This window comes from Pseudomonas sp. W2Jun17 (assembly GCF_023127795.1).
Taxonomy (GTDB): Bacteria; Pseudomonadota; Gammaproteobacteria; order Pseudomonadales; family Pseudomonadaceae; genus Aquipseudomonas; species Aquipseudomonas synxantha_A.
Genome location: NZ_SPKO01000038.1, coordinates 84,791 through 110,034 on the forward strand (window position 1 = coordinate 84,791; position 25,244 = coordinate 110,034).

At 61.0% G+C, this 25,244-nt stretch carries 27 protein-coding genes; 14 read left to right on the top strand and 13 right to left on the bottom strand.

What is annotated here, in order from left to right:
- Positions 1-63 precede the first annotated feature (63 nt).
- Positions 64-966: a GntR family transcriptional regulator gene (locus E4O98_RS25335; RefSeq protein ID WP_005791674.1), complete on the bottom strand. Its 903-nt coding sequence runs from the start codon at positions 964-966 to the stop codon at positions 64-66.
- Positions 967-1,155: 189 nt separating this feature from the next.
- Here E4O98_RS25335 and E4O98_RS25340 point away from each other — a divergent pair, with 189 nt between their 5' ends.
- Complete coding sequence (locus E4O98_RS25340; RefSeq protein ID WP_032879335.1) at positions 1,156-1,923, top strand: TIM barrel protein; 768 nt, start codon at positions 1,156-1,158, stop codon at positions 1,921-1,923.
- A 3-nt stretch (positions 1,924-1,926) separates the two neighbouring features.
- Here the strand turns inward: E4O98_RS25340 and E4O98_RS25345 are convergent, their stop codons facing one another.
- Together E4O98_RS25345 and E4O98_RS25350 are read right to left on the bottom strand one after the other, a co-directional pair.
- Positions 1,927-3,015, bottom strand: a complete 1,089-nt coding sequence (locus E4O98_RS25345; protein ID WP_248136547.1) for an endonuclease/exonuclease/phosphatase family protein — start codon at positions 3,013-3,015, stop codon at positions 1,927-1,929.
- 41 nt (positions 3,016-3,056) lie between these two features.
- The gene (locus E4O98_RS25350; RefSeq protein ID WP_057703350.1) at positions 3,057-3,716 is read right to left on the bottom strand and encodes a YciC family protein; all 660 of its coding nucleotides are present in this window, start codon (positions 3,714-3,716) and stop codon (positions 3,057-3,059) included.
- Between the two features lie 183 nt (positions 3,717-3,899).
- Between E4O98_RS25350 and E4O98_RS25355 the strand changes: the two genes are divergently transcribed.
- The 3 genes from E4O98_RS25355 to E4O98_RS25365 all read left to right on the top strand — a co-directional run bounded on the left by E4O98_RS25355 (position 3,900) and on the right by E4O98_RS25365 (position 5,862).
- Entirely contained in the window at positions 3,900-4,622 is a 723-nt protein-coding gene (locus E4O98_RS25355) for a DUF2076 domain-containing protein (protein WP_248136549.1), read from the top strand.
- 120 nt (positions 4,623-4,742) lie between these two features.
- Positions 4,743-5,219 carry an NYN domain-containing protein gene (locus E4O98_RS25360; protein WP_005791666.1) on the top strand — a complete coding sequence of 159 codons (477 nt, stop codon included), beginning with the start codon at positions 4,743-4,745 and terminating at the stop codon, positions 5,217-5,219.
- Between the two features lie 31 nt (positions 5,220-5,250).
- Positions 5,251-5,862, top strand: a complete 612-nt coding sequence (locus tag E4O98_RS25365) for a 3'-5' exonuclease (protein WP_032879341.1) — start codon at positions 5,251-5,253, stop codon at positions 5,860-5,862.
- A gap of 140 nt (positions 5,863-6,002) precedes the next feature.
- Here the strand turns inward: E4O98_RS25365 and E4O98_RS25370 are convergent, their stop codons facing one another.
- Entirely contained in the window at positions 6,003-6,314 is a 312-nt protein-coding gene (locus E4O98_RS25370; RefSeq protein ID WP_148854026.1) for a DUF3077 domain-containing protein, read from the bottom strand.
- Positions 6,315-6,718: 404 nt separating this feature from the next.
- The gene (locus tag E4O98_RS25375) at positions 6,719-7,180 is read right to left on the bottom strand and encodes an Lrp/AsnC family transcriptional regulator (RefSeq protein ID WP_005791661.1); all 462 of its coding nucleotides are present in this window, start codon (positions 7,178-7,180) and stop codon (positions 6,719-6,721) included.
- A gap of 161 nt (positions 7,181-7,341) precedes the next feature.
- Here E4O98_RS25375 and yedA point away from each other — a divergent pair, with 161 nt between their 5' ends.
- Positions 7,342-8,238 (top strand): drug/metabolite exporter YedA, encoded by an 897-nt coding sequence (yedA, locus tag E4O98_RS25380; RefSeq protein WP_032879345.1) that lies wholly within the window; start codon positions 7,342-7,344, stop codon positions 8,236-8,238.
- 48 nt (positions 8,239-8,286) lie between these two features.
- Entirely contained in the window at positions 8,287-9,621 is a 1,335-nt protein-coding gene (locus tag E4O98_RS25385) for a DEAD/DEAH box helicase (protein WP_103734837.1), read from the top strand.
- Positions 9,622-9,741: 120 nt separating this feature from the next.
- On the opposite strand, the gene E4O98_RS25390 is transcribed toward E4O98_RS25385, so the two are convergent.
- Both E4O98_RS25390 and E4O98_RS25395 read right to left on the bottom strand, forming a co-directional pair.
- Complete coding sequence (locus tag E4O98_RS25390) at positions 9,742-10,968, bottom strand: TIGR03862 family flavoprotein (protein WP_248136551.1); 1,227 nt, start codon at positions 10,966-10,968, stop codon at positions 9,742-9,744.
- Between the two features lie 171 nt (positions 10,969-11,139).
- Positions 11,140-12,060 (bottom strand): histone deacetylase, encoded by a 921-nt coding sequence (locus E4O98_RS25395; RefSeq protein ID WP_005791657.1) that lies wholly within the window; start codon positions 12,058-12,060, stop codon positions 11,140-11,142.
- A 76-nt stretch (positions 12,061-12,136) separates the two neighbouring features.
- Here E4O98_RS25395 and E4O98_RS25400 point away from each other — a divergent pair, with 76 nt between their 5' ends.
- Genes E4O98_RS25400 through E4O98_RS25410 form a run of 3 tightly spaced genes read left to right on the top strand, consistent with a single transcriptional unit; the run spans position 12,137 to position 14,198 of the window.
- Positions 12,137-12,706 (top strand): GNAT family N-acetyltransferase, encoded by a 570-nt coding sequence (locus tag E4O98_RS25400; protein ID WP_248127609.1) that lies wholly within the window; start codon positions 12,137-12,139, stop codon positions 12,704-12,706.
- A 38-nt stretch (positions 12,707-12,744) separates the two neighbouring features.
- On the top strand, positions 12,745-13,614 hold the full coding sequence (gene tesB / locus E4O98_RS25405; protein ID WP_005791655.1) for an acyl-CoA thioesterase II: 870 nt from the start codon (positions 12,745-12,747) through the stop codon (positions 13,612-13,614).
- Entirely contained in the window at positions 13,611-14,198 is a 588-nt protein-coding gene (locus E4O98_RS25410) for an HAD family hydrolase (protein ID WP_078822395.1), read from the top strand. The genes tesB and E4O98_RS25410 overlap by 4 nt, the downstream gene beginning before the upstream one ends.
- A gap of 132 nt (positions 14,199-14,330) precedes the next feature.
- Here E4O98_RS25410 and E4O98_RS25415 read toward each other — a convergent pair whose 3' ends face one another.
- Genes E4O98_RS25415 through E4O98_RS25425 form a run of 3 tightly spaced genes read right to left on the bottom strand, consistent with a single transcriptional unit; the run spans position 14,331 to position 16,649 of the window.
- Complete coding sequence (locus E4O98_RS25415; RefSeq protein ID WP_248136553.1) at positions 14,331-15,305, bottom strand: alpha/beta hydrolase; 975 nt, start codon at positions 15,303-15,305, stop codon at positions 14,331-14,333.
- Positions 15,306-16,193, bottom strand: coding sequence for a neutral zinc metallopeptidase (locus E4O98_RS25420; RefSeq protein ID WP_078822392.1), 888 nt, complete (start codon positions 16,191-16,193; stop codon positions 15,306-15,308).
- Positions 16,194-16,238: 45 nt separating this feature from the next.
- A complete protein-coding gene (locus E4O98_RS25425; protein ID WP_005791651.1) occupies positions 16,239-16,649 on the bottom strand; it encodes a membrane lipoprotein lipid attachment site-containing protein in 411 nt (136 codons plus the stop codon).
- Positions 16,650-16,833: 184 nt separating this feature from the next.
- Here E4O98_RS25425 and E4O98_RS25430 point away from each other — a divergent pair, with 184 nt between their 5' ends.
- Positions 16,834-17,712: a DMT family transporter gene (locus tag E4O98_RS25430; RefSeq protein ID WP_148854032.1), complete on the top strand. Its 879-nt coding sequence runs from the start codon at positions 16,834-16,836 to the stop codon at positions 17,710-17,712.
- A 1-nt stretch (position 17,713) separates the two neighbouring features.
- Here the strand turns inward: E4O98_RS25430 and E4O98_RS25435 are convergent, their stop codons facing one another.
- Complete coding sequence (locus E4O98_RS25435) at positions 17,714-19,048, bottom strand: MFS transporter (protein ID WP_032879362.1); 1,335 nt, start codon at positions 19,046-19,048, stop codon at positions 17,714-17,716.
- Between the two features lie 226 nt (positions 19,049-19,274).
- Here E4O98_RS25435 and quiC point away from each other — a divergent pair, with 226 nt between their 5' ends.
- Together quiC and E4O98_RS25445 are read left to right on the top strand one after the other, a co-directional pair.
- The gene (quiC, locus tag E4O98_RS25440; protein ID WP_248136555.1) at positions 19,275-21,176 is read left to right on the top strand and encodes a 3-dehydroshikimate dehydratase QuiC; all 1,902 of its coding nucleotides are present in this window, start codon (positions 19,275-19,277) and stop codon (positions 21,174-21,176) included.
- Between the two features lie 75 nt (positions 21,177-21,251).
- Complete coding sequence (locus E4O98_RS25445) at positions 21,252-21,917, top strand: TetR/AcrR family transcriptional regulator (protein ID WP_032879366.1); 666 nt, start codon at positions 21,252-21,254, stop codon at positions 21,915-21,917.
- Positions 21,918-21,997: 80 nt separating this feature from the next.
- On the opposite strand, the gene E4O98_RS25450 is transcribed toward E4O98_RS25445, so the two are convergent.
- Both E4O98_RS25450 and aroQ read right to left on the bottom strand, forming a co-directional pair.
- Positions 21,998-22,849, bottom strand: coding sequence for a shikimate dehydrogenase (locus E4O98_RS25450; protein WP_248136559.1), 852 nt, complete (start codon positions 22,847-22,849; stop codon positions 21,998-22,000).
- On the bottom strand, positions 22,846-23,292 hold the full coding sequence (gene aroQ, locus E4O98_RS25455) for a type II 3-dehydroquinate dehydratase (protein WP_005791645.1): 447 nt from the start codon (positions 23,290-23,292) through the stop codon (positions 22,846-22,848). Before aroQ ends, E4O98_RS25450 begins: the two co-directional genes overlap by 4 nt.
- A 205-nt stretch (positions 23,293-23,497) precedes the next feature.
- On the opposite strand from aroQ, the gene E4O98_RS25460 reads away from it, so the two are divergent.
- A complete protein-coding gene (locus tag E4O98_RS25460) occupies positions 23,498-24,019 on the top strand; it encodes an RNA polymerase sigma factor (RefSeq protein ID WP_032879370.1) in 522 nt (173 codons plus the stop codon).
- Positions 24,020-24,082: 63 nt separating this feature from the next.
- Positions 24,083-25,081 (top strand): FecR family protein, encoded by a 999-nt coding sequence (locus E4O98_RS25465; protein ID WP_228309005.1) that lies wholly within the window; start codon positions 24,083-24,085, stop codon positions 25,079-25,081.
- Positions 25,082-25,244: the final 163 nt, after the last annotated feature.

Genomic DNA, 25,244 nt, shown 5'->3' on the forward strand with positions numbered 1-25,244 from the left:
TGGCCCGTTATTGGGCGCGGTGATGGCGAAGCTGCGGCACTGACGGGTAGTCAGTGACGTGCTCTAGATTTGGCTTTCTTCTGGCACTGCGCGTTGATCAGTCTTGAGTCGGCCGACTTGATCCAGGTGGCGCCAGAGAAACTGTGCGGCTTCTTCACGCCGATCAGACTCGATGAGGTCGAGCAAATGGATGTGTTCCTGGCATTGCGCCTTAAGACGCGTGCGATCAATGTTGGCCTTGTAGCCCATAAAGCGCCTGAGCTGATTCTGGTGGCGTATGGCGTCGATGAAAAAAACATTGCCGGAGCACTGCACGATCATTTCGTGAAACTGGGCCCCCAGCTGGAACAGTTGCGCGCGGGACAAGGTCTGGATCTCGCCGTCGATCAAGGCCTGTTGCTGTTGCCTGGCCTGGGCAAACGCGGCGTGATTGACCTGATAACCGGGCTCAAGCAGCGCCGCCGGTTCGATGGCCATCCGGAAACGGTAGCTATGAATATGCGCCTGCGTGTTATGCACGAAGTCCTTGAGGCCCCACCCTTGGCCTGGCTTACGCTCCACCATGGCTTCGCCGGCCAACCGGTTCAGCACCTTGAGCAACTGCCCCCGGGGCACCTCATAGCGTCGCAACAACTGCGCTTCGAAAAAGTGCGCCGGTATTTCTCCGCTCAGAATGTCGTCGACCACACGCAGGTAAAAGTCTTCGAATGGATCGCTGGCGCAAGGGACTGCGGCTTCCTGAATCTGCCCGGCACCTTGTTTGAGGAAATAGCCACGATTGGGCTCTTGAATGGCAAGGTCCCACTCGGCGAGCAAGGCAAAAACCCGCCGGATCGGCGAGCGCGACACCCCGAGCGCTTGCGCAAATGTCTGCTCGCGCAAGGGCTCACCGGCTTTCATCGAACGGGCGCGAACCATGTCGATGACGCGTGGGGCCAACTGCAGGGCGAGGTCTTTCTTGATCACAGGTTTTATTCCGAATGGTTAGCTTCAGTCCGTTCCCGTCGGGGCAGATGCCCCCACCGCACTGGAGTGGGAAAATACCATACGAAGAGCATGAGTATTTGCACTGACCACTTTCAATAGCGTGGCGCTGGAGCCGCGAATGAGGCTCCAGGCTGATGATTTGTTTATTCCCAGGATGGATAGTTACCCATGCTCAAATTCAATGCTCACCTCGGTTTCCAGTTCAACGAATTGCCTTTTCTGCAACGCATCGAAGCCGCCGCCGCTGCCGGTTTCAGGGCGGTGGAGTTCCCATCGCCCTATGAATTTGACGCCAGCCTGCTCGCCGATCACCTGGCTCAATACAACCTGCCGTTGATTCAGTTCGCAGCGCCGGCAGGTGTTACCAAAGGCATCGCTGCCTTGCAGGGCAAGGAGCAGGAATTTCGCGATGGGCTGCGCGAGGCGGCCCGCTATGCGAAGGCGCTGAACTGCTCGGATGTGCACATCATGTCTGGCGTGACCACGCCCCAGGATGAGAGCGCGCCTGCCTACGCAAGTAACCTGGAATACGCGGTCAAGTACCTCGAAGATCAGGGTTTGCGCGCGCTTATTGAAGTGATCTGCCCGCAGGCGATGCCCGGCTATTACATGTCTGACTTCAACAAGGCGCAACAGGTGCTGGAAACCTTTACGAGTGTCGGGCTGATTCTGGATCTTTACCATGCCCAGCTTTTGACCGGCGACGCAGCCGGGGTACTGGCGCAGTTTTACGACAGGACCGTCCATGTACAAATCGCCGACAACCCGGGGCGTCACGAGCCGGGCACCGGGACCATGGACTTTGCCGCCTTGTTCGCGGCGCTGGAGCAGCGTGGCTACCGAGGATGGATCGGCTGTGAGTACCGCCCATCCGGCACCACGGTTGAAAGCCTTGAGTGGCTTAAGCCGCTGCGGGCCCAGGTGTTGAAACCCTAGGGGTTATTGCGCGGCAGGCAGCAGGAAGCGGGCGATTACCGGCAGGTGGTTGGAAATACGCAACGTATCGTCTTGGCGCACCTTCGCCTCCACGCGTTTGATCCGCGAGCTGTAGAACAGGTAATCCAGGGTGCGATCCGGGCCATCAAGGCTTGGATCGTTGGGGAAGTGCGTCAGCCATTTCTCACGGTCGATACCACTGGATTGGCTGTTGCTGGGGATCATCGGGTATTTGTCCCACAGCAGATGCAACTCACTGTCCGGCGAGTACTGGCCGCGCTTGCCAGCGTCCAGGCGCAGGAACTGGCCCAGTGGCAGCAGGTTGAAATCCCCGCCAATCAACCAGGGTGTGCCGCGACCTTCGAGTTTATCCAGCAGTTTTACCGTGCTTGCCACTTGCTCCTGCACCGCGCTGCGCCCAGGTGCGCCGCCGTCCAGGCGGGTGTTGAGCACCGCCAGTTGGCCGCCATCGCTCAAGGGCAGATATGTCAGCAGCAGAGCTGGCTTGGGTTGGAACTGGCGGCTGATGACGTTGGCATCGGCGGTCGGCAGTTGCAGGCGTTCGGCGTGCTCGATCTGGTAGCGGCTGAGTGTCGCCAGCTTGCGCCCGACGCTGCCGAAGATATGCAGGCTGGACACAAAGTCGGCTTTCCAGTCGAAGGCCTGGGCGCTGCACGGGTAGAGGTCGACCAGGCGCTCCTGCAATAGCGCAAGCTGGTCCTGATAGTGGGACGGTTTGGCGCCTTCGTCGAGCTCCTGCAACAGCAGGATGTCGGGTTGTTCGTCGCGGATCACCCGGGCCACTTCGTCGAGGCTGAAGGCCATGTCTTCGACGGTAGGGCGATCGTCCGGGCCGCTGCCGTCCGGGGTGTCGTACCAGAACACGTAGTTCTTGCCGGCCAGGTATTGCACATTCCAGGTCATGACCTTGAGCGCCTGCCCCGGCAGCAGCGTCGGCGCACGGGGTGCCACGCAGCTGACGGGCAGTGTTTCTTTGTCGGCAGGGCGCCAGGTCAGGCTGTAGATCAGCGCGGCCAGCAGGCCGACGATGATCAACAGGCTCAACAGGGTGATGCGCAATAAACGGGTCATCGGCTCGGCTTATATGCGTGTCAGAAGAGGCACGGAGCATATCACCGCGCGTCGGCGTCGCCACCGATCAACATGAATAAACGGAACAGCACCACGCTGGTAAACAACTGCAGGAAGCTGTGCGCACTGTCCATCAACAGCCCCAGCAGCGGCGCGGGCTCGGGATACGCCGCCACGCTGGCACCCTTGAGCAGCCACAACGGCGTCATCACGCACAGCAGGCACACCAGGATTCGCCAGAAATGCCCGCGGGTCAGGCGAAAGCTTTCCTTCATCGCCGCCAACGCCGGCATACCGCGCAGCACCAGCAGGTATTCGGCAAACGCCAACACCACCATCAGCCACAAGCCCGGCAGGAAATACAGCGACAGGCCCAGCAATATCAACAACGTGCTCATGGCCGTCAGCAGGGCGAAGCGCGGCCACAGGCTCAATGCCATGGCCCATACATCCTTGGTGCGTGGTGACTCGCCACGGGTGCGGGCGTCGAGAAACAGGATCAGGGCGCCGGTGTACAGCGGGTACACCAATAAACCCACGACCACGCTGTAGCCGGGAAACGCATCCGGGCCCAGCGTGTGGTCCAGTATTTGTTGCAGCAGGGCTTCAAGGATCACCAACGGCAGGCACAACTGCACGATGGCGCCCAGGTTGCGCTGGGTAAAACGCAAGGAGTCGCGCAAAACGTCTAACGGATTCATCAGGGTCATCACAGGCCTGGAAGCAGAGTGCCACACTTTAACCGATCAGGGTCCAAAGGGGCGCAAACGTAAACCTTGAGTAAAGACCATTGAAACAACTCGTAACATCCCCATAACTGGAAGGCACCCGGCCTGATCACAGGCGGGACCGGAATTTTTTATCGGCAATCTAACGAGGTCGCCATGAACAGCGAAGAGCAAACCCTGATCGATGGACTGTTTTCACGGTTGCAGCAAGCCGAAACGGACTCAGCCCCCCGCGACGCCCAGGCCGAAGCGCGGATCAAGGAGCACATGACTCGCCAACCCGCCGCCGGGTACTACATGACCCAGTCATTGCTGGTGCAGGAACATGCGCTCCAGGCTCTGGATGCGCAGAACAAGCAGCAGGCGCAACAGATCCAGCAGTTGCAGGACGAACTGCAGCGGGCCAAGTCGGCGCAACCGGCGCCGGCCAGTGGTGGTGGGTTCCTGTCGAGCATCTTTGGCGGTAGCTCCCGCGAGCCACAGCCTGCGCCGAACAACTCCGGTGGCGGCTGGCGTGAGCCGGCGCGGCCGTCGTTCAACCAGTCAGCACCGCAGCAAAACTATCAACCGCCGCAAGCACCGGCTGGCGCACCCGTGGGCAGCGGCTTCCTCGGCGGTGCCATGAAGACCGCCGCCGGTGTGGCCGGTGGTGTGTTGCTCGCCGAAGGTATCAGCAGCCTGTTCCATCACAACTCGCAACCACAGGTGGTGGAAGAAATCATCGAACAACCGGCACCGGCCAGCGACCAGGGTGACTGGGGCAACGATGACCAGAAGTTTGCCGGCAATGACAGTTGGGGCAACAACTCTGACAACTTGGCTGACAGCGATTATTCCGACGATTCCTCTTCCTTCGGCGACGACGATTCCTTCGTCTGACACCTCTTGGCCCGGGGCGCCACGGCGCTCCGGTCTGATTTTTTCCCGGAAACGCTCCCTTGGCTGGCATACTGGCGCCCTTTCCGGGCGCTGGCGCCTGGCTGTCCATGAGGAAGTGCGGTGAAGAAAATTGCAGTGTTCGCCGATGTACAAAACCTCTACTACACCGTGCGCCAAGCCTATGGCTGCCACTTCAACTACGCCGCCCTGTGGGCTGACATCAGCGCTCGCGGGCAGATTGTCGAGGCGTACGCGTATGCCATCGACCGTGGCGACAGCAAGCAGCAGCAATTCCAGCAGATCCTGCGCAACCTGGGCTTTACGGTAAAACTCAAGCCGTATATCCAGCGCAGCGATGGCTCGGCCAAGGGCGACTGGGACGTGGGCATCACCCTCGACATCATGGACGCCGCCGACCATGTCGACGAAATCGTACTGGCCTCCGGTGACGGCGATTTCGACATGCTGCTCGAACGCATCATCCAAAAGCATGGCGTGCGGGCCGTGGCCTACGGCGTGCCGGGGCTGACGGCCAACTCATTGATACGCGCCGCCAGCCACTACGTGCCGATCGAAGGCGCGTTGTTGCTCAAATAGAAATAGATTGTTGAATGGAGTTGGAGCAGGTTTGGAACGTATAGCGGTCATCGACTTTGAAACCACCGGCATCACCCCCAGCAGCCAATGCCGGGCCACGGAGATTGGCGTGGTCATCCTCGAGCGCGGTCAAATCGTGGACCGCTACCAGAGCCTGATGAACGCCGGTGTGCGCGTACCGGCCTTTATCGAACAGCTCACCGGCATCAGCAACGCCATGCTGCGCGGTGCGCCACCGGCTGAGCGAGTGATGAACGAGGTCAATGAGTTCGTCGGCACCACGCCCTTGATGGCGCACAACGCCGCCTTCGACCAGAAGTTCTGGGACTATGAGCTCGGCCTGATCCGCCGCACCCGCCTGCAGAAATTCGCCTGCTCCCTGCTGCTGGCCCGCCGCCTGATGCCGGCTGCGCCCAACCACAAGCTCGGCACCCTCAACGCCTACGCCAAACTGCCCCACACCGGCCAGGCTCACCGGGCGCTGGCGGATGCGGAAATGGCCGCCAACCTCACGGCGCACCTGGCCCAGCAACTGCGCCAGACCCACGGCCTGCGCGAACTGTCCCATGACCTGTTATGCACCTTGCAGAAAGTACCTGCCGCCAAAATCAATGAGCACCTGAAAAAGCATCGCGGGTTCTAAACCAGCCACCCTCTCAAGCACACCAAAGATCCAAATGTGGGAGGGGGCTTGCTCCCGATAGCAGTGTGTCAGCTAAAAATAAGCTGGCTGATACACCGCCATCGGGAGCAAGCCCCCTCCCACATTTAGTGATGCGGCGCCTATCGAGGCTGTGTGCACGCCAACGCCTGGTCCACCACTCCCTTCGCCATCTCCACCAAATGCATCACCGCCCGCTGCGGCGCCTTCATCACCTCGCCCGACCCATGTGCCGTCTCCACCGCGCAATGCAACAAATCCGCCGCATGGGCCAGGGCGTCTTCGAAGCTCAGGTTGTCATTCAGGATAAAAATGGGCGCATCCGGGGCGGATGCCTTGAGGTAGTAGTCGATGGCGCGACGGTGGAGCAGGGCGTCTTCGCTGAGGAAGTCGGTTTTGGACTTGGGTGGATCGGGGGTGACTTTTTTGGCCATGGTGAAACTCCTTGCTGGAAGAAGTCGACACCGTTCGCTTGCACGCGAATTAGGGTGGCAACTGTGCGTAGGTGTGCAAGACCGGGGCAAGGATCCAAACCCAGCAGGCCCGAAGGCCTCCCACGCACAGCCGCCATAACAGGCATATCGGCTGCAGGTTTATTTATGATCTTGCTTGCCATCGGACTTGCACGTCCGGTCACCGAACATTCGATGACAGGGCGAGACTAGCTACCGAATCCGACGGAAACAAGGCCGTGGGATTCTCTCGGAAACGTCCCGCAAATGAAAGAGATTGGTCTTGCGATGAAGCTAATGACGCCATCGGGAGCAAGCCCCCTCCCACATTTTGAAGGTGTTCACAGATCAAGTGTGGGAGGGGGCTTGCTCCCGATGGCGGTAGGTCAGCCACCATTTTTCCCATTGGCTTCCAACTGCCCCAACGGCACCCGCCGTTCTATGGCGCTGGACAAAATAATCGAGGTCTTGCTGAACCCGAACTTCGCCACTCGATTAATCAGGTCTTCCAGCTGCGGCATGGTGCCTACCGCCGCTTGCATGATCACGCACGGGTCGCCCGTGACCCGGTGGCATTCGGTCAGTTCGGGAATTTGCGCCAGGGCGTCGTACACCTTCTGGCTGCCGTGATTGGTCAGCCGCAGTTCAATTACGCACTGAATCGGCAAACCGACTTTGGATAGATCCACTTTGGCCTGGTACCCGGTGATCACTCCGCTGGCCTCAAGCTTGGCCACGCGTTCGGCCACGGCGGGGGCGGAGAGGTTCACGGTGCGCGCCAGTTGCGCGTAGGAAGCACGGCCATCTTCAAGCAGGGCGCTGAGCAGCATGCGGTCGTATTTGTCCATGGTAAGGCTCCGGTGGCGCGTGGCTTTCGAAAGCACGGGTTATAGCCCTCATAACCATGGTTTGAAAAGTGTATGGGCGGTTTAAACAGGTTTTGTAACTTAAGTTTATCCACCTTCGTTTCTAGAATAAGTCTCCCTTTTCCTGCCATTAGAGCCGCCCAATGCCTGGCCCACGTCGCTTTCCCTTACCGTTGATCGCCGCCTTTTTCGCGTTGTATGTGATCTGGGGTTCCACTTACCTGGTGATCCGCATCGGTGTGGAGTTCTGGCCGCCGCTGTTGCTGGCGGGGATTCGGTTTTGCACGGCGGGTGTGTTGATGTATGGCTTCCTCAGGTGGCGCGGGGTGCCGGCGCCAACCTGGCCGCAGTGGAAGGCCGCCGGGATGATCGGCATTTTGTTGCTCACCGTGGGCAATGGTGGTGTCAGCGTGGCCGAACACATGGGTGTGTCGTCCGGTGTGGCGGCATTGGCCGTGGCGACCGTGCCGTTGTTTACCCTGTTGTGCGGGTTTTTCTGGGGCGCGCGTAATACGCGGCTGGAATGGGCCGGGGTGATCCTGGGCATCATCGGCATCGCCATGCTCAATATGGGCAGTACCTTGCAATCAAGCCCATCGGGTGCAGTTTTGCTGTTGGTTGCGGCGGCCTCCTGGGCTTTCGGCTCGGTGTGGAGCCGCCACCTGCCACTGCCCCAGGGCGCCATGGCCAGTGCCGCAGAAATGCTCGTGGCCGGCGTGGCGCTGCTGATTGTCAGCGCGCTGTCGGGCGAGCACCTGCAGGCCATGCCGCCGCTGGAAGGCTGGTTGGCCCTGGCCTACTTGACGGTATTCGGTTCGATCATCGCCTTTAACGCCTACATGTATCTGCTCAAGCATGTGCGTCCGGCAGCGGCGACCAGCTATGCCTACGTGAACCCGGCTGTGGCGGTGTTGCTGGGGATTGTATTCGTCGGTGAGACCATCGGCCTGGAAGAAGCCTTGGCGATGCTGGTGATCATCAGCGCCGTGTTGCTGATCAGCCTGCCCCAGTGGCGCAAGCCCAAGCCGGAAATAAGGTAAACTGCCGCGCATTACGCCCTTGCGCTGAATTTTTCCTACGGTAACTACATGACTTTCGCCACCCTTGGCCTGATCGAACCCTTGCTGCGCGCCCTTGAGACGCTTGGCTACCAGACCCCGACGCCGGTGCAGGCGCAAGCCATTCCGGCGGTGCTGGCCGGTCGCGACCTGATGGCCGCGGCCCAGACCGGCACCGGCAAGACCGCAGGTTTCGCCTTGCCGCTGCTGCAACTGCTGACCATGGAAGGGCCGAAAGTCGCCGCCAACTCGGCGCGTGCGCTGATCCTGTGCCCGACTCGCGAACTGGCCGAGCAGGTTCACGCCAGCGTCGCTGAATATGCCCAGCACCTGCCGCTGACCACCTACGCGGTATACGGCGGGGTAAGCATCAACCCGCAGATGATGAAGCTGCGCAAAGGCGTCGACATTCTGGTCGCCACCCCTGGCCGCCTGATCGACCTGTTCCGCCAGAACGCGCTGAAGCTCAACCAGCTGCAAACCCTGGTGCTGGATGAAGCCGACCGTATGCTCGACCTGGGCTTCTCCGAAGAGCTTGCCAACATTTATCGCATGTTGCCGAAAAAGCGCCAGACCCTGTTGTTCTCTGCGACCTTCTCCGATGACATCCGCCTGTTGGCTGGGCAGATGCTCAACGACCCGCTGAGCATCGAAGTCAGCCCGCGCAACGTCGCTGCCAACACCGTCAAGCAGTGGGTGGTGCCGGTGGACAAGAAGCGCAAGCCTGAACTGTTTGTGCACCTGATGCGCAAGGGCCGTTGGAAGCAGGTATTGGTTTTCGCCAAGACCCGCAACGGCGTGGACGCCCTGGTGGACAAGTTGCAGGGCCTGGGCATCAACGCCGACGGCATCCATGGCGATAAGCCCCAGGCTACCCGCCAACGCGCACTGGACCGCTTCAAGGCCAGCGAGGTGCAAATCCTGGTGGCCACTGATGTGGCGGCCCGTGGCCTGGATATCGAAGACCTGCCGCTGGTGGTCAACTTTGACCTGCCGATCGTGGCCGAGGACTACATCCACCGTATCGGCCGTACCGGGCGTGCGGGCAACACTGGGGAGGCGATCTCCCTGGTGTGCGCTGATGAGGTGAACATGCTCTCGGCGATCGAGATGCTGACCCGCCAGACCCTCACCCGCAAAATGGAAGCGGATTTCGAGCCGGAGCATCGTGTACCGGATACCGATGCCAGCGGGCAGGTGGTGAAGAAGCCGAAAAAACCGAAGAAACCTAAAACGTCCGGTGGTGGCGGCAAGCGCAACCTGGGCAAGTGGGTGGACAGTGGTGACGTGGCGCCGGCTGAGCCGTCGATCAAGCCGGTGCGCAAGGTGCCGGTTTTCAATACCGGGCCGCGTAAGAAGAAGTGATTTTGCGCTGTGGCTGATGGCCTCATCGCAGGCAAGCCAGCTCCCACCTTTAAATTGTGAATACAGTCAAAGGTGGGAGCTGGCTTGCCTGCGATGGCGGCCTTGAATCCAGCGCGGCTCTCAGCGATTAAGCCACTCCAACATCCCCAGCCCAGCCGCTCTGCCACTGGCAAAACACCCCGTCAGCAAATACCCACCAGTGGGCGCCTCCCAGTCCAGCATTTCCCCCGCACAAAACACTCCAGGCAATGGTTTGAGCATCAACCGCTCATCCAGCGCTTCAAACGGCACCCCCCCCGCTGTGCTGATCGCCTCATCCATCGGCCGCGTCCTCACCAATGTCAGCGGCAACGCCTTGATATCCACTGCCAACTGCGCCGGATCGGTGAAGTGTTCAGCGGGCGTCAGCTCGCGCAGCAGGGCTGCTTTCACGCCATCCAACCCCAACTGACTGTGCAAGTGCTTGCTCATCGACCGCGAACCCCGGGGCTTGGCCAATGCGGCCTGCACCTTGTCCAGCGGCTTGCTCGGCAGCAAATCGATATGCACCTTGGCCGAACCGTCGCGGTTGATCGCTTCGCGAATCGGCGCCGACAAGGCGTAAATCAAACTGCCTTCAATGCCGGTGGCGGTGATCACGCATTCGCCCAGCCGAGATTTGTCGTCTCCCAGGCCAATGGCAACGTTTTTCAACGGTGCGCCAGCGAATTTGCTGACCATCAACTCGCTCCAGGCCGCCACTTCAAACCCGCAGTTGCTCGGTTGCAGGCGGACATAGGGCAGGCCTTTGCCTTCAAACAGGTTCAGCCACGCACCGTCAGAGCCCAGGCGTGACCAACTGCCGCCGCCCAAGGCCAGCAACACCGCGTCGCTGTGGACAACTTTCTCGCCGTCCGGGCTGTGGATAAGTAAACCGCCTTCGGCATTCCAACCGGTCCAACGATGCCGGGTGTGGATAACCACACCTTGATCCCGCAGGCGCTTGAGCCAGGCGCGCAACAGCGGTGCGGCTTTCATATCGGTAGGAAATACGCGGCCGGAGGTGCCGACAAAGGTCTGGATACCCAGGCCATGGATCCATTCGCACAACGCCTCGGCGCCGAAGCTGCGCAGCAGCGGGGCCATGTGCGGGGCGCGTTCGGCGTAGCGCGACAGAAACGCCGGGTAGGCTTCGGAGTGGGTGATATTCATGCCGCCCACACCTGCCAACAGGAACTTGCGCCCCACTGAAGGCATGCCATCGTACAGGTACACGCGCACGCCCGCCTGGCTCAAGACTTCGGCGGCCATCAGCCCGGCGGGGCCGCCGCCGATAATGGAGACGTGGTGGGCAGAAGTCTGAGGCATGGGCAGGGCTACGGTGATGTGAATAGGCCGAGCATTCTACCCGACCACGACGCCGCTGCCTGATCAAAAAACGTACACTTTCCTACAGGCCATGCGGCCACTCGCTTGCAGCCGCTTACGCTCAAGTTATCCACAGGCCGTTCCACAGGCATTGTGAGTAACACCCAGAATTCAATGACAGCCTGATGACGTCCACACCCGTTGGGCGCTGTGGTGCAGGATGCCGTGGCGGCGGGCGAGGGCGGGGCGGTCTTTGCTGTAACCGCCGCCGATCACGCCCATCACCGGTATGTCGCGGCCCAGGCAGTGGCGCATCACGCTCTCATCGCGGGCGGCGACGCCTGCGTCTGTCAGCTTGAGGTAACCGAGGGCGTCGTCCTTGTGTACATCCACGCCGGCGTCGTACAGCACCAGGTCGGGCTGGTAGAGCGGCAGCAAATAGTTGAGCGCGTCATCCACTACCTTGAGGTAGTCGGCATCGCCCATGCCCATGGGCAGCGGGATGTCCCAGTCGCTTTGGGCCTTGCGTGCCGGGAAGTTCTTTTCGCAGTGCAGCGACACGGTGATGGCCTCCGGTGTGTCGTGGAGGATGCGTGCAGTGCCATCGCCCTGGTGCACGTCGCAATCGAAGATCAGCACGCGATTGACCCGGCCGCTGGCCAGCAGATAGCGGCTGATCACTGCCAGGTCGTTGAAAATGCAGAATCCCGCCGGATAATCGTAATGGGCATGGTGGGTACCACCGGCCAAATGGCAGGCCAGGCCATGTTCGAGGGCCTGTTCAGCCGCCAGTATCGAGCCACCCACCGCACGCACAGTGCGCCTCGCCAGGGCTTCGCTCCAGGGCAGGCCGAGGCGGCGCTGGTCTTCGCGAGACAGTTCGCCGCCCATGTAGCGTTCGATATACCCAGGTTCATGGGCCAGGGCCAGGATGTCTGCCGGGCACAGCTGCGGGCGCAGCAATTGGCTGTCCTGGGTCAGGCCACTGTCCACCAGGTGGTCACGCAATAGGCGAAACTTGTCCATGGGGAAGCGGTGGTCCGCCGGGAACTCAGGGCTGTAGTCTTCGTGGTAGATCAATGGCAAGGGCATGGGATTTTCTGACGGGAACCTGCGAAGGATCTTAACAGCGCTGTACACTCACGCACATGGCAAGGCAGGGGGACCCATGGAGCCGATACTGGAATTGGAAAGTGCACGGCTGGTGCTGCGTCAATGGCGCGACAGCGACCTGCCGGAATTTGCGCGCATGTGCGCTGACTCGCAGGTGATGCGCTACTTTCCGGCTAAATTGAGCCATTTGGAAAGCGCCGCGCTGATCGGTCGGATTCGCGGGCATTTCGCTGAATATGGCTTTGGTTTCTGGGCGTTGCAGCGCAAAGACACCGGTGAATTTATCGGCGTGACGGGCCTTGCGAATGTCAGCTTCGAAGCGGGCTTCACCCCGGCGGTGGAGATTGGTTGGCGCCTGGCCCGTGAGCATTGGGGCCTGGGCTATGCCAGTGAGGCGGCCTGGACGGCATTGCGCTGTGGCTTTGATCGCTTGCAGCTGGACGAAGTCGTCGCCTTTACCACCGAAGCCAATCTGCCCTCACAAAAAGTCATGCAGGCCATCGGTATGCATTACGATCCGCAGGCAGATTTCGAACACCCCAAAGTCGCAGCCGATGACCCGCTGCGCCCGCATGTTTTGTACCGCATCACCCGCGCCCAATGGTTGGACACGCTGCACGGATAAGCAGCCCGGAATGCCCTATTGATTGTAGGAGTTGCTCTATGAGCCAAGTATTGGAAGATCTGGTGGACTTGCTGACCCTGGAGCCGATCGAGGAGAACCTCTTTCGCGGCCGCAGCCAGGACCTGGGCTTTCGCCAGTTGTTCGGCGGCCAGGTGCTCGGCCAGTCGTTGTCGGCGGCCAGCCAGACCGTAGAAGAAGCGCGGCATGTGCATTCCCTGCACGGTTATTTCCTGCGCCCTGGCGATGCCGCGTTGCCGGTGGTGTATTCGGTGGACCGCGTGCGCGATGGCGGCAGCTTCAGCACGCGCCGTGTCACCGCGATTCAAAAGGGCCATCCGATCTTCACCTGTACCACCTCGTTCCAGTACGACGAAGCTGGCTTCGAGCACCAGACCACCATGCCGGTGGTGGTGGGCCCGGAGAATCTGCCGTCGGAGCTGGAGCTGACCCAACAGCGTGCGCACCTGATCCCCGAGCACATGCGCGACAAGCTGCTGTGCCCCAAGCCCATCGAAGTGCGCCCGGTCACCGAAAAAGACCCGTTCAACCCGCAGCCGTCCGACCCGGTCAAGTACGTGTGGTTTCGTGCCGACGGCGCCCTGGCGGATTCGCCGGCGCTGCATAAGTACCTGCTGGCCTATGCCTCGGACTTCGGCTTGCTGACCACCTCGTTGCTGCCCCATGGCAAGACCGTGTGGCAGAAAGACATGCAGGTGGCCAGCCTCGACCATGCGCTGTGGTTCCACGCCGACCTGCGTGCCGATGACTGGTTGCTGTATGCCATGGACAGCCCATGGGCCGGCAACTCCCGGGGTTTCTCCCGCGGCAGCGTGTACAACCGCGCCGGGCAACTGGTGGCATCGGTGACCCAGGAAGGCTTGATCCGCCATCGCAAGGACTGGGCATGAGCCTGTCAGACGTTAAACATTGGGTGTTCGACATGGACGGCACGCTGACGGTGGCAGTGCATGACTTTGCCGCCATTCGCGTGGCGTTGGAGATTGCGCCTGAGGACGACATCCTCACGCACCTGGCTGCATTGCCGGCGGATGTTGCGGCAGCCAAACATGCCTGGTTGCTGGAGCATGAGCGCGAGTTGGCGCTGGGTTCGGTCGCGGCCGAAGGTGCCGTTGAGTTGGTAAGGGAATTGGCCGGGCGTGGTTATCGCCTGGGCATCCTGACGCGTAATGCGCGGGAATTGGCCCATATCACACTGCAAGCGATTGGCTTGGCGGACTGCTTTGCCATTGAGGATGTGCTGGGGCGGGATGACGCGCCGCACAAGCCTGATCCGGGTGGCCTGTTGAAACTGGCTGCGGCCTGGGGGGTAGCGCCGAGCGAGATGGTGATGGTGGGGGATTATCGCTTTGACCTGGATTGTGGCCGGGCGGCGGGGGCCAGGACGGTGTTGGTGAACTTGCCGGATAACCCGTGGCCGGAGTTGGCGGATTGGCATGCCGAGGATTGTGCGGCGCTGCGCCGAATGATCTAACCCAGGCGACGGAGATCAAATGTGGGAGCTGGCTTGCCTGCGATAGCGGTGGGTCAGCTGACACTCTGTCAACTGACAGTCCGTCATCGCAGGCAAGCCAGCTCCCACATTTTTATTGGGTTTCGTCAGTGATTACTGCGTGAACAGCACCTTTTCTCCCTCTGGCGAGGTAAACATCTTATCCCCGTCATGCCCCACCCCTGGCACTTCCACCAGCTTGTGACTCAACTGCGGATGGCGCAGTTTGAGGTAGCCAAAGTAGTTGTGCCCACGAATCAGTCGATACGCACCCTGGGCTTCGGCCTCGCAGCTTTTATCCAGTGCCGGGTGGTTGGGGTCGGTGTCCTGCTGGCCCAACAGGTAAGTGATGTCGCGTGAGACGTAGGCTTTTTCCAGTTGCTGGGCGCCTCGGTCACCCACGTAATCGGGCAGTTTTTGCATGCCGTATTTCCAGTCGTTGAAGCTTGGGCAACTGGCCGTATCGAACGGCACCGGCCGCTGCGGGCTGAAGTAGGCGTAGGACGATGGGTTGGCCACCACGTACCGCAGGCTGATGCCTTCGGTTTGCAGCAACGGGTGTTCATGGCCGGTGAGGGCGAAGCGTTGGACGACCTGGCCGCCACCGGAATGCCCGGCGATCACGATTTCCTTCAGCGCCGGGAACAGCTTGCGGTTGCCCAGGTGCTTGATGATCTGGTCCAGAGCGCCATAAGAACTGACCTGCCCAGGCGTGGTGGAAGCTTCGCCAGCCATCCAGTCGTTGCCCTTCCAACGCAATACCTGATTGCCCAGGTGGTTACGCTTCACGTCCGATTGATTCAGAAACTGCGGCGCGATCACCAGCGTAGTGCCGCCAACCCCGGCATGGGTGGCGGCGTCGATACCGCTTTGCAGATAGGTCTGCGCATTGCGCAGGCGGCCATGCACGATGATCAGCGCACGTGTGACTTTGGGCAGCGGCTGGCGCCAGTCCTGGCTTACGCCGAGGCTGAGGTCGCCGGCCTCCAGATGAAAGCGATCGGGGCTGACCACCTTGACGCCGTGTTCAGCCGCCAGGGTGCAGCAGGACACGAACACACCCAGCAGCAACCCCAATCGTTTGATCATTTAGAGACTCTTGGCCGCGAAGGTATCGCATTGAGTGATCTGGCCCTGTGCGAAGCCGGTCTTGAACCAGCGTACCCGTTGCGCGGAGGTGCCGTGGGTAAACGAGTCCGGCACCACGCGCCCTTGGCCCTGTTGCTGCAAGCGGTCATCGCCAATGGCGTTGGCTGCATTCAGGGCTTCTTCGATATCGCCGGGCTCCAGCCAGTTCAGGCGTTTTTGCGCCCGATTGGCCCACACCCCGGCAAAGCAGTCGGCTTGCAGCTCCTGGCGTACCAGCAGGCCGCCATCGCCTTCCATCTGCCGACCCTGTTGGCGCGCCGCCTGGATCTTGGACGAGATGCCGAGCAGGGTTTGCACGTGATGCCCGACTTCGTGGGCGATCACGTAGGCCTGGGCGAAATCGCCGGCGGCCTGGAAGCGTTGCGACATTTCGCGGAAGAAATCCAGGTCCAGGTAGACCTGCTGGTCAGCCGGGCAATAGAACGGGCCGCTGGCCGAGGTGGCGCCACCGCAGGCGGAGTTCACCCGGCCACGGAACAGCACCAGCTTGGGGTTCTTGTAGGCCAGGCCGTTTTCCTGGAACACCTGGCCCCAGGTGTCTTCGGTATCACCCAACACCGCCCGCACAAAGTCGGCGTGCTCATCATTGGCCGGTGGCGCCTGGCGCGATTGCGAACTCACCGACGGCGCCTGCTCCATCTGCCCCGTCAACTGGCCGAGGATCTGCATCGGGTCTTGCCCGGTCAGCCAGCCAATACCTACGACCAGCACAATGGCCGTCAGGCTCAGGCCCTTGCCGCCGCCAAAGCGCATACCGCCACCGCCGCCGCCACTGTCATCGCGGGCATCCACCACGTTGTCGCTGCGTCGGCCTTTTTTCCATAGCATGGGAGCATTCCTCTGTGTGCTAACCGTGATTGATTATGGTCGGTATTAACGGCAATAGCCTTCGCCGGTGGTCACGATCAGGCAGTCTTTTTTATCCGCCAGCCATTTCAGGCCGGTGGCGGCGCCGTCTCCGGCGCGCAACAGCTGCGGGCCGTCGGGGCGGGTGAAGGCGATGCCATCTTCGTTCGCTTCACCTTTGAAGGTGCCGGCATCGTCGGCGTCGAGGCCGTATTGCATGGTCAGAAGGTAGTGGCCGCGGCCGATGCTGTCGTCCTTGGCGATGGTCAGGTGCAAGCCTTCGACGCCGATCCATTTGCCGACCCATTGATCGGTGGGCGGCGTTTGCGGCACCAGGGTCGCCTGTACAGACGGCGGCGCGGGCTTGGGGGCTTCCTTGGCTTTATCGCAGGCGGTAAGCAGGGCGAGGGCAGACAGAACAAACAGGATTTTTTTCATAGCGGCAAGGCCTTGATTAAAAAGTGTGCAACGCCTGGGCGAGCGTGCAGGGTTGGACTCGATTCCAGTGATTTAGTGCGCTGTTCGCCCGCTGTTTGGTTATGCTCTTGGAGCAGGCGCTGGCCCGGCTGCTAGATTACCGGGTTGAGTACCATCGCGTTCAGCCCGCCAGCAAGAGAATTCCATGACTGTCAGTACCCCCCTCTCAGGCGTCAACCATCCCTTCAAAGGCATCCTGCTGATTGTGGTGGCGACGTTCCTGTTCTCCAGCCACGACGCCTTGTCCAAATACCTGGCCGGGTTCTACCCCATTGTGATGGTGGTGTGGGCGCGCTACCTGGTGCACACCCTGCTGATGGCCGGGATCTTCCTGCCGCAATCAGGCTTGCGCGTGCTGCGCAGCAAGCGCCCGGGTATGCAGGTGGTACGTGCCTTGTGCCTGTTGGGCACCAGCCTGTTTTTCACCGCCGCATTGCACTACATCCCATTGGCCGAGGCCACGGCGGTGAACTTCCTCGCGCCGATCCTGGTGACAGCGCTGTCGGTGCCGCTGTTGGGCGAACACGTGACACGCGGCCAATGGCTGGCGGTGATCTGCGGCTTTATCGGGGTGCTGGTCATCATCCATCCCGGCGGCGAACTGTTCACGCCAGCGGTGCTGTTGCCGTTGTGTTCGGCGATGTTCTTCTGTTTTTACCAACTGCTCACGCGCATCCTCAGTAAGTTCGATACGCCGACCACCAGCAACTTCTTCGCCGGGCTGTGCAATACCTTGGTCATGAGCGCCATGGTGCCGTTCTTCTGGCAGGTGCCGACCTTGTGGCACGGCGTGTTGATGTTGGCACTGGGGACCTGCGGGATGACCGCACACCTGATGCTCACCCAGGCGTTCCGCTTTGCGGCGCCGGCCTTGCTGGCGCCGTTTGGCTATTGCCAGATTGTGTTTGCGGGGTTGTTGGGCTGGCTGGTGTTCAGCCATACCCCCGATACAACCACGGTGGTGGGTATCGGGGTGATCTGCATGAGCGGGTTGGCCGCTGCCTGGCAGCAGCGGCGCAGGTAGGTCAAAGGTCGACGGTAGGAATCTTGCGCGGTGCCATGAAGTACATCCAGGTCAGCGCAATGAAGTACATCGCCGGGATCAGGGTGAATAACACTGTGTAGTTGTTGTTGGTCACCGTGAGGATATGGCCGACGATCTGGGTCATGAACATGCCGCCGATGGCCGCGCACATGCCGCCGAAGCCGAACACCGTGCTCATCATGTGCTTGGGCGTGTAGTCCATCACCAGGCTCCAGATGTTGGCGGTCCAGGCCTGGTGGGCGCCGATGGCCAGGGAGATGGCGAACACCGCGACCCACAGCTGGCTGGAGCCGGCCGCCATGATCACACCGACTATGCAGCAGGCGAACAGCAGCATCGACAAGAGCCGCGCCTTGATCGAGTTCATCCCGCGGCCGATCAGGAATGACGACAGAATCCCGCCTCCCACGCTGCCGAAGTCGGCGGTCAGGTAAATGATGATCAGCGGAATGCCCATCTGCGTCACGTTGATGCCCAGGTTGTATTGCTGGTTCAAAAACGGCGGCAGCCAGTACAGGTAGAACCAGAACACCGGCGCAGTCAGCGCGTAGGCGATGGCGAAGGCCCAGGTGCCACGCATACGCAGGATGCGGCTGAACGGCACGCGGGGCTGTTCGGGCTCGACTTCCTGTTGCACGTAGTCCAGTTCCGATTGTTTAACGCTTGGGTGGTCTTCCGGGTTGTAGTACTTTAACCCCCAGAACACCAGCCAGATCGCGCCGAGTGCCGACATGCACAGGAACGCCGCCTGCCAGCCCCACACGTGCAGGATCAACGGCAGCAGCATCGGTGTCATCATCGCGCCGACGTTGGTGCCGGCGTTGAAGATGCCGGTGGCCACCGCACGTTCACCCGCCGGGAACCACAAACGTGTGGTCTTGACGCAGGCGGGGTAGTTGGCGGCTTCGGTCAGGCCGAGGATAAATCGGCAGACCATAAAGCCCACCGCCGAAGTGGCCAGACCGTGGGCGCCGGTGGCCAGGCTCCACAGCAGCACGGCGCAGAAGAACACGCGCTTGACGCCTACGCGGTCGATCAGGCGGCCTTGCAGCACAAAGCCGATGGCGTAGCCGACCTGGAACCAGAAGTTGATGTTGGCGTAGTCCATCGCCGTCCAGCTCATTTCTTTGGCCAGGATCGGTTGCATCACGCCCAGGGCGGCGCGGTCGATGTAATTCAGGGTGGTGGCAAAAAACACCAGGGCCAGCATGCCCCAGCGCGTTTTACCCACGGCCAGGGCACCGCGGATCTTGTCGCCGATGCCGGCGTGCGGGTTGCCCGGGCGCGTGGCCAGGGCTGGATTTTGCAGAGGCATGAGGTCGTACCCGTTTTTTTGAAATTCTTATGGTGTGTTCTGGGTCTTTGTTACGTGAACGAATTGCCCGGTCGATGGTGCGCAGTGGTTAAAAAGTCGTCAATTCGCCAAACGGGCATAGTGTTCGATAATCGCACCAAAAACTAACCGGTTCGTACATTTTAATTGCTGCCTGTAGGCTGGGGGCGAATAATTTGCCACAAACAACAATTGCCGGGAGTCTTCCATGCAACGTTCTATTGCCACTGTGTCCTTGAGCGGCACCCTGCCGGAAAAGCTTGAGGCTATTGCCGCCGCCGGGTTTGATGGGGTGGAAATCTTCGAGAACGATTTGTTGTATTACGACGGCAGCCCCCGGGAAGTCAGGCAGATGTGCGCCGACCTGGGCATTGCCATCACCTTGTTCCAACCGTTTCGCGACTTCGAAGGATGCCGCCGCGACCGCCTGGCGCGCAACCTGGAGCGCGCCGAGCGCAAGTTTGACTTGATGCAGGAACTGGGCACCGACCTGGTATTGGTGTGCAGCAATGCCTCGGCCGACAGCGTGGGCGACGAACGTATTCTGCTCGATGACTTGAGCCTGCTGGCCGAGCACGCGGGCAAGCGTGGCCTGCGCATCGGCTATGAAGCATTGGCCTGGGGCAAGCATGTGAACACCTGGCAGCAGGTGTGGAACCTGGTGCGCCAGGTCGATCACCCAAGCCTGGGCGTGTTGCTCGACAGCTTCCACACCTTGTCGCTCAAGGGCGACCCCAGCGCCATTGCGCAGATCCCCGGCGACAAGATTTTCTTTGTGCAAATGGCCGACGCGCCGATCCTGGCCATGGATGTGCTGGAGTGGAGCCGGCATTTCCGCTGCTTCCCGGGGCAGGGCGAGTTCGACCTGGCGGGCTTTCTCGCGCCGATCATCCAGAGTGGCTACACCGGGCCGTTGTCCCTGGAAATTTTCAACGACGGTTTCCGCGCCGCGCCGACTCGGGCGAATGCGGCGGATGGCTTGCGGTCACTGTTATACCTGGAAGAAAAAACCCGCCATCGCCTGGCTGAACAAGCCCCCGCTGCGCCCGTGGACATACTGTTTGAAACCCCGGCGGCCAGCGAATATGACGGTATCGAGTTTCTTGAATTTGCCGTGGATGAAAGCCTCGGCGCCAAACTGACCCACTGGCTGGAGCGCCTGGGTTTCGCCAAGGCCGGTCAGCATCGCTCGAAGAATGTGAGCCTGTTGCGCCAGGGTGACATCAACCTGATCCTCAACTGCGAACCCTATTCTTTCGCCCACAACTTTTTCGAGGCCCATGGCCCATCGCTGTGCGCCACCGCGATTCGGGTCAAGGACAGCGCCAAGGCCCTGGAGCGTGCGGTGGCCTACAAGGGCCAGCCTTATCGCGGCCTGGTCGGCCCCAACGAGCTGGAATTGGCCGCGGTGCGTGCGCCGGACGGCAGCCTGATCTACCTGGTGGACCCCAGCGAAGGCGGGCTGTACGATACCGATTTCAACCTGCAAGTGGCCACACCCGCCAGCGGTGGCTTGTTGCGCATCGATCATATGGCCATGGCGCTGCCGGCGGACAGCCTCGACAGTTGGGTGCTGTTCTACAAAAGCCTGCTGGATTTCGAAGCCGATGACGAAGTGGTGCTGCCCGACCCCTACGGCTTGGTGAAGAGCCGTGCGTTGCGCAGCCGTTGCAGTTCGATTCGCCTGCCGCTGAACATCTCCGAAAACCGCAATACGGCGATTTCCCACGCGCTTTCCAGCTATCGCGGTTCGGGCGTGCACCATATTGCCTTCGATTGTGCGGATATTTTCGCCGAGGTGCGCCGGGCCAAAGAGGCCGGCGTGCCGTTGTTGGATATTCCACTCAACTATTACGACGACCTGGCGGCGCGCTTCGATTTCGACGATGAGTTCCTCAGTGAGCTGGCGTATTACAACGTGCTGTACGATCGCGACGCCCAGGGCGGTGAGTTGTTTCATGTGTACACCGAGGCGTTCGAAGGGCGGTTTTTCTTCGAGATCATCCAGCGCAAGAACGGCTATGCCGGCTACGGCGCGGCCAACGTAGCGGTGCGTCTGGCGGCGATGGCCAAGTCGCGCAGTGGGGCGGTACGCCAGGCCCGGCTATAACCGCAGGCAGGTGCTTCCTTCGGGAAGCGCCGCGGCCCATAATCAGCGCTTGCAAACAATGGCCGTGAGCGCACCATGACCCCGAGTCCCGATCTCCCCGCGGTAGCTGACGCACCGCGCAAGAGTCGCAAGAACAATCCGGAAAAGACCCGCGAGAATATTCTCCAGGAAGCCATTGTCGAGTTTGTTCAACAGGGCCTGGCCGGCGCTCGCGTGGACGCCATCGCCGAGCGCATCCACACCTCCAAGCGCATGATCTATTACTACTTCGGCAGTAAAGAGCAGTTATACGTCGAGGTATTGGAGAAGCTCTACGGCGATATCCGCAACACTGAAACCCGCATGAACCTCACGGCCCTGGAGCCGCGTGAGGCGATTCGCCGGCTGGTGGAATTCACCTTCGATCACCATGACCAGAACGTGGATTTCGTGCGCATCGTCAGCATCGAAAATATCCACAACGCCGAGTACGTCAAACGCACCGAGACCATCAAGGCGATGAACAGCAAGATCCTCGAAGGGCTGGGCGAGACCTTGCGCCGTGGCGCCGAACTGGGGTTGTTTCGCGAAGGGCTGGAGCCGTTGGACGTGCACCTGTTGATCAATTCGTTTAGCTTTTACCGGGTCTCCAACCGGCATACCTTCAGCGAGATATTCCAGATCGAACTGTCGGATGAGGCGATCAAGCACCGGCACCGGGAGATGATCTGCGAGTCGGTGTTGCGCTACCTGCAAGCCTGAGTTCAGCGCTGGGCCAATGTGGGAGGGGGCAAGTCGAATCGTCGCACCGCCCCTCCCACATTTGAACTCTGTTTCGGCAGTCAGCCATTCATGCTCTGGAAGTGCGCCAGCATCCTGTCTGCATCCGCCACTTCACCGCTGAACAACTCAAACGCCTTCACCGCCTGAAACACCGCCATGTTGCCGCCATCCAGGGTGCGGCAACCCAATGCGCGGGCGTCGCGCAGCAGTTCGGTTTCCAGCGGGAAATACACGATTTCCGCAACCCACAACCCTGCCCGCAACAACGCAGCGGGGACCGGTGTGCCGGGCAGCTTGGTCATGCCCATCGGCGTGGTATTGACTAAACCATCGGCCTCGGCCATCGCATTTTCCAGATCAGTGCCGACCTGGGCACGACCAGGGCCGAAGCGCTGCGCGAGGTTATCCACAAGGTCGCGGGCGCGGGAGGCGTCCACGTCGAAAATGCTCAAGTGCTCGACCCCCTCTGCCAGCAGCGCATGGGCCACCGCTGCGCCCGCGCCACCGGCGCCCATCTGCACCACGTGTCGGCGGGCAACGTCATGCAAGTTGCGGCGAAACCCTTCGGCGAAGCCCAGGCAATCGGTGTTGTGGCCGATCCGTTTACCGTCCTTGAACACCACGGTGTTGACTGCACCAATGCCCCGGGCCTCGTCGGACAAGTCATCAAGCAGGGGCAGGATCGCCTGCTTGCACGGGTAGGTAATGTTCAACCCGTTGAAGTGCATCAGCTCGGCGGCCCGCAGTAATTCCGGCAGGGCGTCGAGGTCCAGGTGCAGCGGCTCAAGGTCGATCAGGCGATACAGGTAGCGCAGGCCGTGGGCGTCACCCTCGAGTTCATGCAGGGCAGGGGTGCGGGAAGCCTGGATACCGGCGCCGATCAGGCCGGCGAGAATGCGCGGTTTCATCAGGCGCGTCCCTTGAGTGTCTGGCTGAAGTGCTCAAGCGCCAGGTGGTAGCCGTGGCTGCCAAACCCGGCCAGCACGGCCTTGGCGATGGGCGATACAAATGAATGCTGACGAAACGCTTCGCGCGCGTGCACGTTGGATAAATGCACTTCGATCACCGGCACTTCACTGGCCACCAGCGCATCGCGGATCGCGACCGAGGTGTGGGTCCAGGCTGCCGGGTTGATCACGATACCCGCACAACGGTTACGGGCGCCGTGGATCCAGTCGAGCAGTTCGCCTTCGTGGTTGGTCTGGCGAAACTCGATTTTCAGCCCGAGTTCAGTGGCGCTGCGGCCACACAGGGCGGCGATGTCAGCCAGGGTTTCATGGCCATAAGTGGCCGGCTCGCGGGTGCCGAGCAGGTTGAGGTTGGGGCCGTTGAGCACCAGCACGATGGGCGGCATAGCGGGATCTCCACAGTTCTTATTGGTTATGTGGGTAAAATGTACTGGTTGGTTAGTTTGGTCAATTGATCGCAGCGGATCTGTGCGGTTATCGAACTGTTATCAACAACCTCTTACGGCCCGATCAGATTAGATATCAATTGAAAATCATTCTCGACAACGCTTAAGATGCCCGCCTGTTTCCTATACATTCCAGGGAGTCGGTTTGTCGGACGTGGATCTCAAGGGCCTGTTTCTCAAGCACGCCGATACCCTGCGCGGGTATCTGGCGCGCAAGGTACGGGACCCGCAATTGGCCGCAGACCTGGTGCAGGAGAGCTTCCTGCGGCTGGCGGAAAAACCGGCCGGTGAGCGCATCGACAACTCCCAGGGCTATCTCTATCGAACGGCAAGCAATCTGCTGATCGACCATATTCGTCAGGAAGCGCGGCGCAAGACCGACACCGTGCCCCATGAGGCGCTGGCCGAGATCGAAGATGACGTGGCCGGGTTGGAGGCTCAGGCAATGGCGCAGCAACAGCGACAGGCATTGAAGCAGGCACTGGCGGAACTGCCGGAGCGCACCCAGCAGATTTTTCGCTTGAACCGTATCGAAGGCATGACCCACGCCCAGGTCGCCCGGCACCTGGCTATCTCCGACAGCTCAGTGCAAAAGCATCTGGCCAAGGCGTTGGCCTATGTGATGCAGCGCTTGCAGGAAGGCGAGGTGGCGCCATCCGACGAATGAATTACCGAAAAATGCCAGGCCAGACGTCAGAGCGTCTACATAACGAAAATTCGAGATTCACACGTGAATAGCCAGGGTCCGCAACAGCACAGCATTACCGAGGCGGCTGCCGAATGGGCGGTGCGCCTGCACGCCGGTGCCCTGAGCGAACAGGAGCAGGCCGAGTTGCGCCAGTGGATCGCCCGCGACAGCCGTCACGAAGGGGCGCTGCGGTTTGCCGAGCAGACCTGGGCGGCATTGGGTGAAGTACATAAGGACGAGCCCGTACACCGACAACGGCCAGCCGCGCCGACCCCGCCCGTGCGCCGCACCAAACGCAGAAGGCCGTGGCAACGTGCAGCCGCTGTGGCGCTGGTCGTGGTGGTGGCCGGCGTCGGCTGGCTACGCGGGCCCGACGTGTTGCTGCACATGCAGGCCGACTACGTCACGCAAAAGGGAGAGGTGCGCACGGTGCACCTGGCGGACGGCAGTAGGGTGGAGCTGGATTCCGCCAGCGCCATTCGCCTGGATTACGATGGCGTGCAGCGGGGTATCAGCCTGCTCCAGGGCTCGGCGGTTTTTGATGTGGCGCCGATGAAAGGCGAAGAAACCCGGCCGTTCGTGGTGCACAGCGCCGGGGGCCAGACCCGGGCGCTGGGCACGCGGTTTGTGGTCGAGCGTGAGGGCCAGAGCCAGGCCTGGGTCGGTGTGCTGCAGCACAGCGTCGAGGTGTCTATGCAGGCCTCACCGACCACAGGCCCGGCCGAGCGCGTTGTGCAGCAAGGCCAGGCTGCGCGTTACAGCCTAAGTGACGGCGTGGTCAGCCTTGATCAGTTTGATGTGGATCGCGCCACCAGTTGGCGGCGCGGTGTGTTGATCTTCGACCGCCAGCCGTTGGCCAAGGTTATCGAGCAACTCAACCGTTACCGCCCCGGGCGGGTAGTGTTGACCGACGCGGCCTTGGGTGAGCGCGAAGTCAGCGGTGTCTTCCGCCTGGACATGCTCGACAGCGCACTCGCCACCCTGACCCAGGAACTTCAAGTGCAACGCTTGGACCTGGCCGGCCTCAGCCTGATCTATTGACCTTTCGCGTTATCGGCAGCAGCTCTGTCCTGTGGCGAGCAAGCTTGCTTGCGACTGCTGCGCAGTCGAACGGGAGCAAGCTCCCCCGCCACACGCGGGCTGGTTTTCAAACTGTCTAGTCCTGAAATAGATTTACACCTGTTTCAGTCTCAAAACGCCCGAT

Excerpts from the sequence above, each read along its gene's own strand:
- E4O98_RS25340 (WP_032879335.1), top strand. The coding sequence starts at position 1,156 with ATGCTCAAATTCAATGCTCACCTCGGTTTCCAGTTCAACGAATTGCCT.
- E4O98_RS25345 (WP_248136547.1), bottom strand. The coding sequence starts at position 3,015 with ATGACCCGTTTATTGCGCATCACCCTGTTGAGCCTGTTGATCATCGTC.
- E4O98_RS25350 (WP_057703350.1), bottom strand. The coding sequence starts at position 3,716 with ATGAATCCGTTAGACGTTTTGCGCGACTCCTTGCGTTTTACCCAGCGC.
- E4O98_RS25355 (WP_248136549.1), top strand. The coding sequence starts at position 3,900 with ATGAACAGCGAAGAGCAAACCCTGATCGATGGACTGTTTTCACGGTTG.
- E4O98_RS25370 (WP_148854026.1), bottom strand. The coding sequence starts at position 6,314 with ATGGCCAAAAAAGTCACCCCCGATCCACCCAAGTCCAAAACCGACTTC.
- E4O98_RS25375 (WP_005791661.1), bottom strand. The coding sequence starts at position 7,180 with ATGGACAAATACGACCGCATGCTGCTCAGCGCCCTGCTTGAAGATGGC.
- yedA (WP_032879345.1), top strand. The coding sequence starts at position 7,342 with ATGCCTGGCCCACGTCGCTTTCCCTTACCGTTGATCGCCGCCTTTTTC.
- E4O98_RS25385 (WP_103734837.1), top strand. The coding sequence starts at position 8,287 with ATGACTTTCGCCACCCTTGGCCTGATCGAACCCTTGCTGCGCGCCCTT.
- E4O98_RS25390 (WP_248136551.1), bottom strand. The coding sequence starts at position 10,968 with ATGCCTCAGACTTCTGCCCACCACGTCTCCATTATCGGCGGCGGCCCC.
- E4O98_RS25395 (WP_005791657.1), bottom strand. The coding sequence starts at position 12,060 with ATGCCCTTGCCATTGATCTACCACGAAGACTACAGCCCTGAGTTCCCG.
- E4O98_RS25400 (WP_248127609.1), top strand. The coding sequence starts at position 12,137 with ATGGAGCCGATACTGGAATTGGAAAGTGCACGGCTGGTGCTGCGTCAA.
- tesB (WP_005791655.1), top strand. The coding sequence starts at position 12,745 with ATGAGCCAAGTATTGGAAGATCTGGTGGACTTGCTGACCCTGGAGCCG.
- E4O98_RS25410 (WP_078822395.1), top strand. The coding sequence starts at position 13,611 with ATGAGCCTGTCAGACGTTAAACATTGGGTGTTCGACATGGACGGCACG.
- E4O98_RS25415 (WP_248136553.1), bottom strand. The coding sequence starts at position 15,305 with ATGATCAAACGATTGGGGTTGCTGCTGGGTGTGTTCGTGTCCTGCTGC.
- E4O98_RS25420 (WP_078822392.1), bottom strand. The coding sequence starts at position 16,193 with ATGCTATGGAAAAAAGGCCGACGCAGCGACAACGTGGTGGATGCCCGC.
- E4O98_RS25425 (WP_005791651.1), bottom strand. The coding sequence starts at position 16,649 with ATGAAAAAAATCCTGTTTGTTCTGTCTGCCCTCGCCCTGCTTACCGCC.
- E4O98_RS25430 (WP_148854032.1), top strand. The coding sequence starts at position 16,834 with ATGACTGTCAGTACCCCCCTCTCAGGCGTCAACCATCCCTTCAAAGGC.
- E4O98_RS25435 (WP_032879362.1), bottom strand. The coding sequence starts at position 19,048 with ATGCCTCTGCAAAATCCAGCCCTGGCCACGCGCCCGGGCAACCCGCAC.
- quiC (WP_248136555.1), top strand. The coding sequence starts at position 19,275 with ATGCAACGTTCTATTGCCACTGTGTCCTTGAGCGGCACCCTGCCGGAA.
- E4O98_RS25445 (WP_032879366.1), top strand. The coding sequence starts at position 21,252 with ATGACCCCGAGTCCCGATCTCCCCGCGGTAGCTGACGCACCGCGCAAG.
- aroQ (WP_005791645.1), bottom strand. The coding sequence starts at position 23,292 with ATGCCGCCCATCGTGCTGGTGCTCAACGGCCCCAACCTCAACCTGCTC.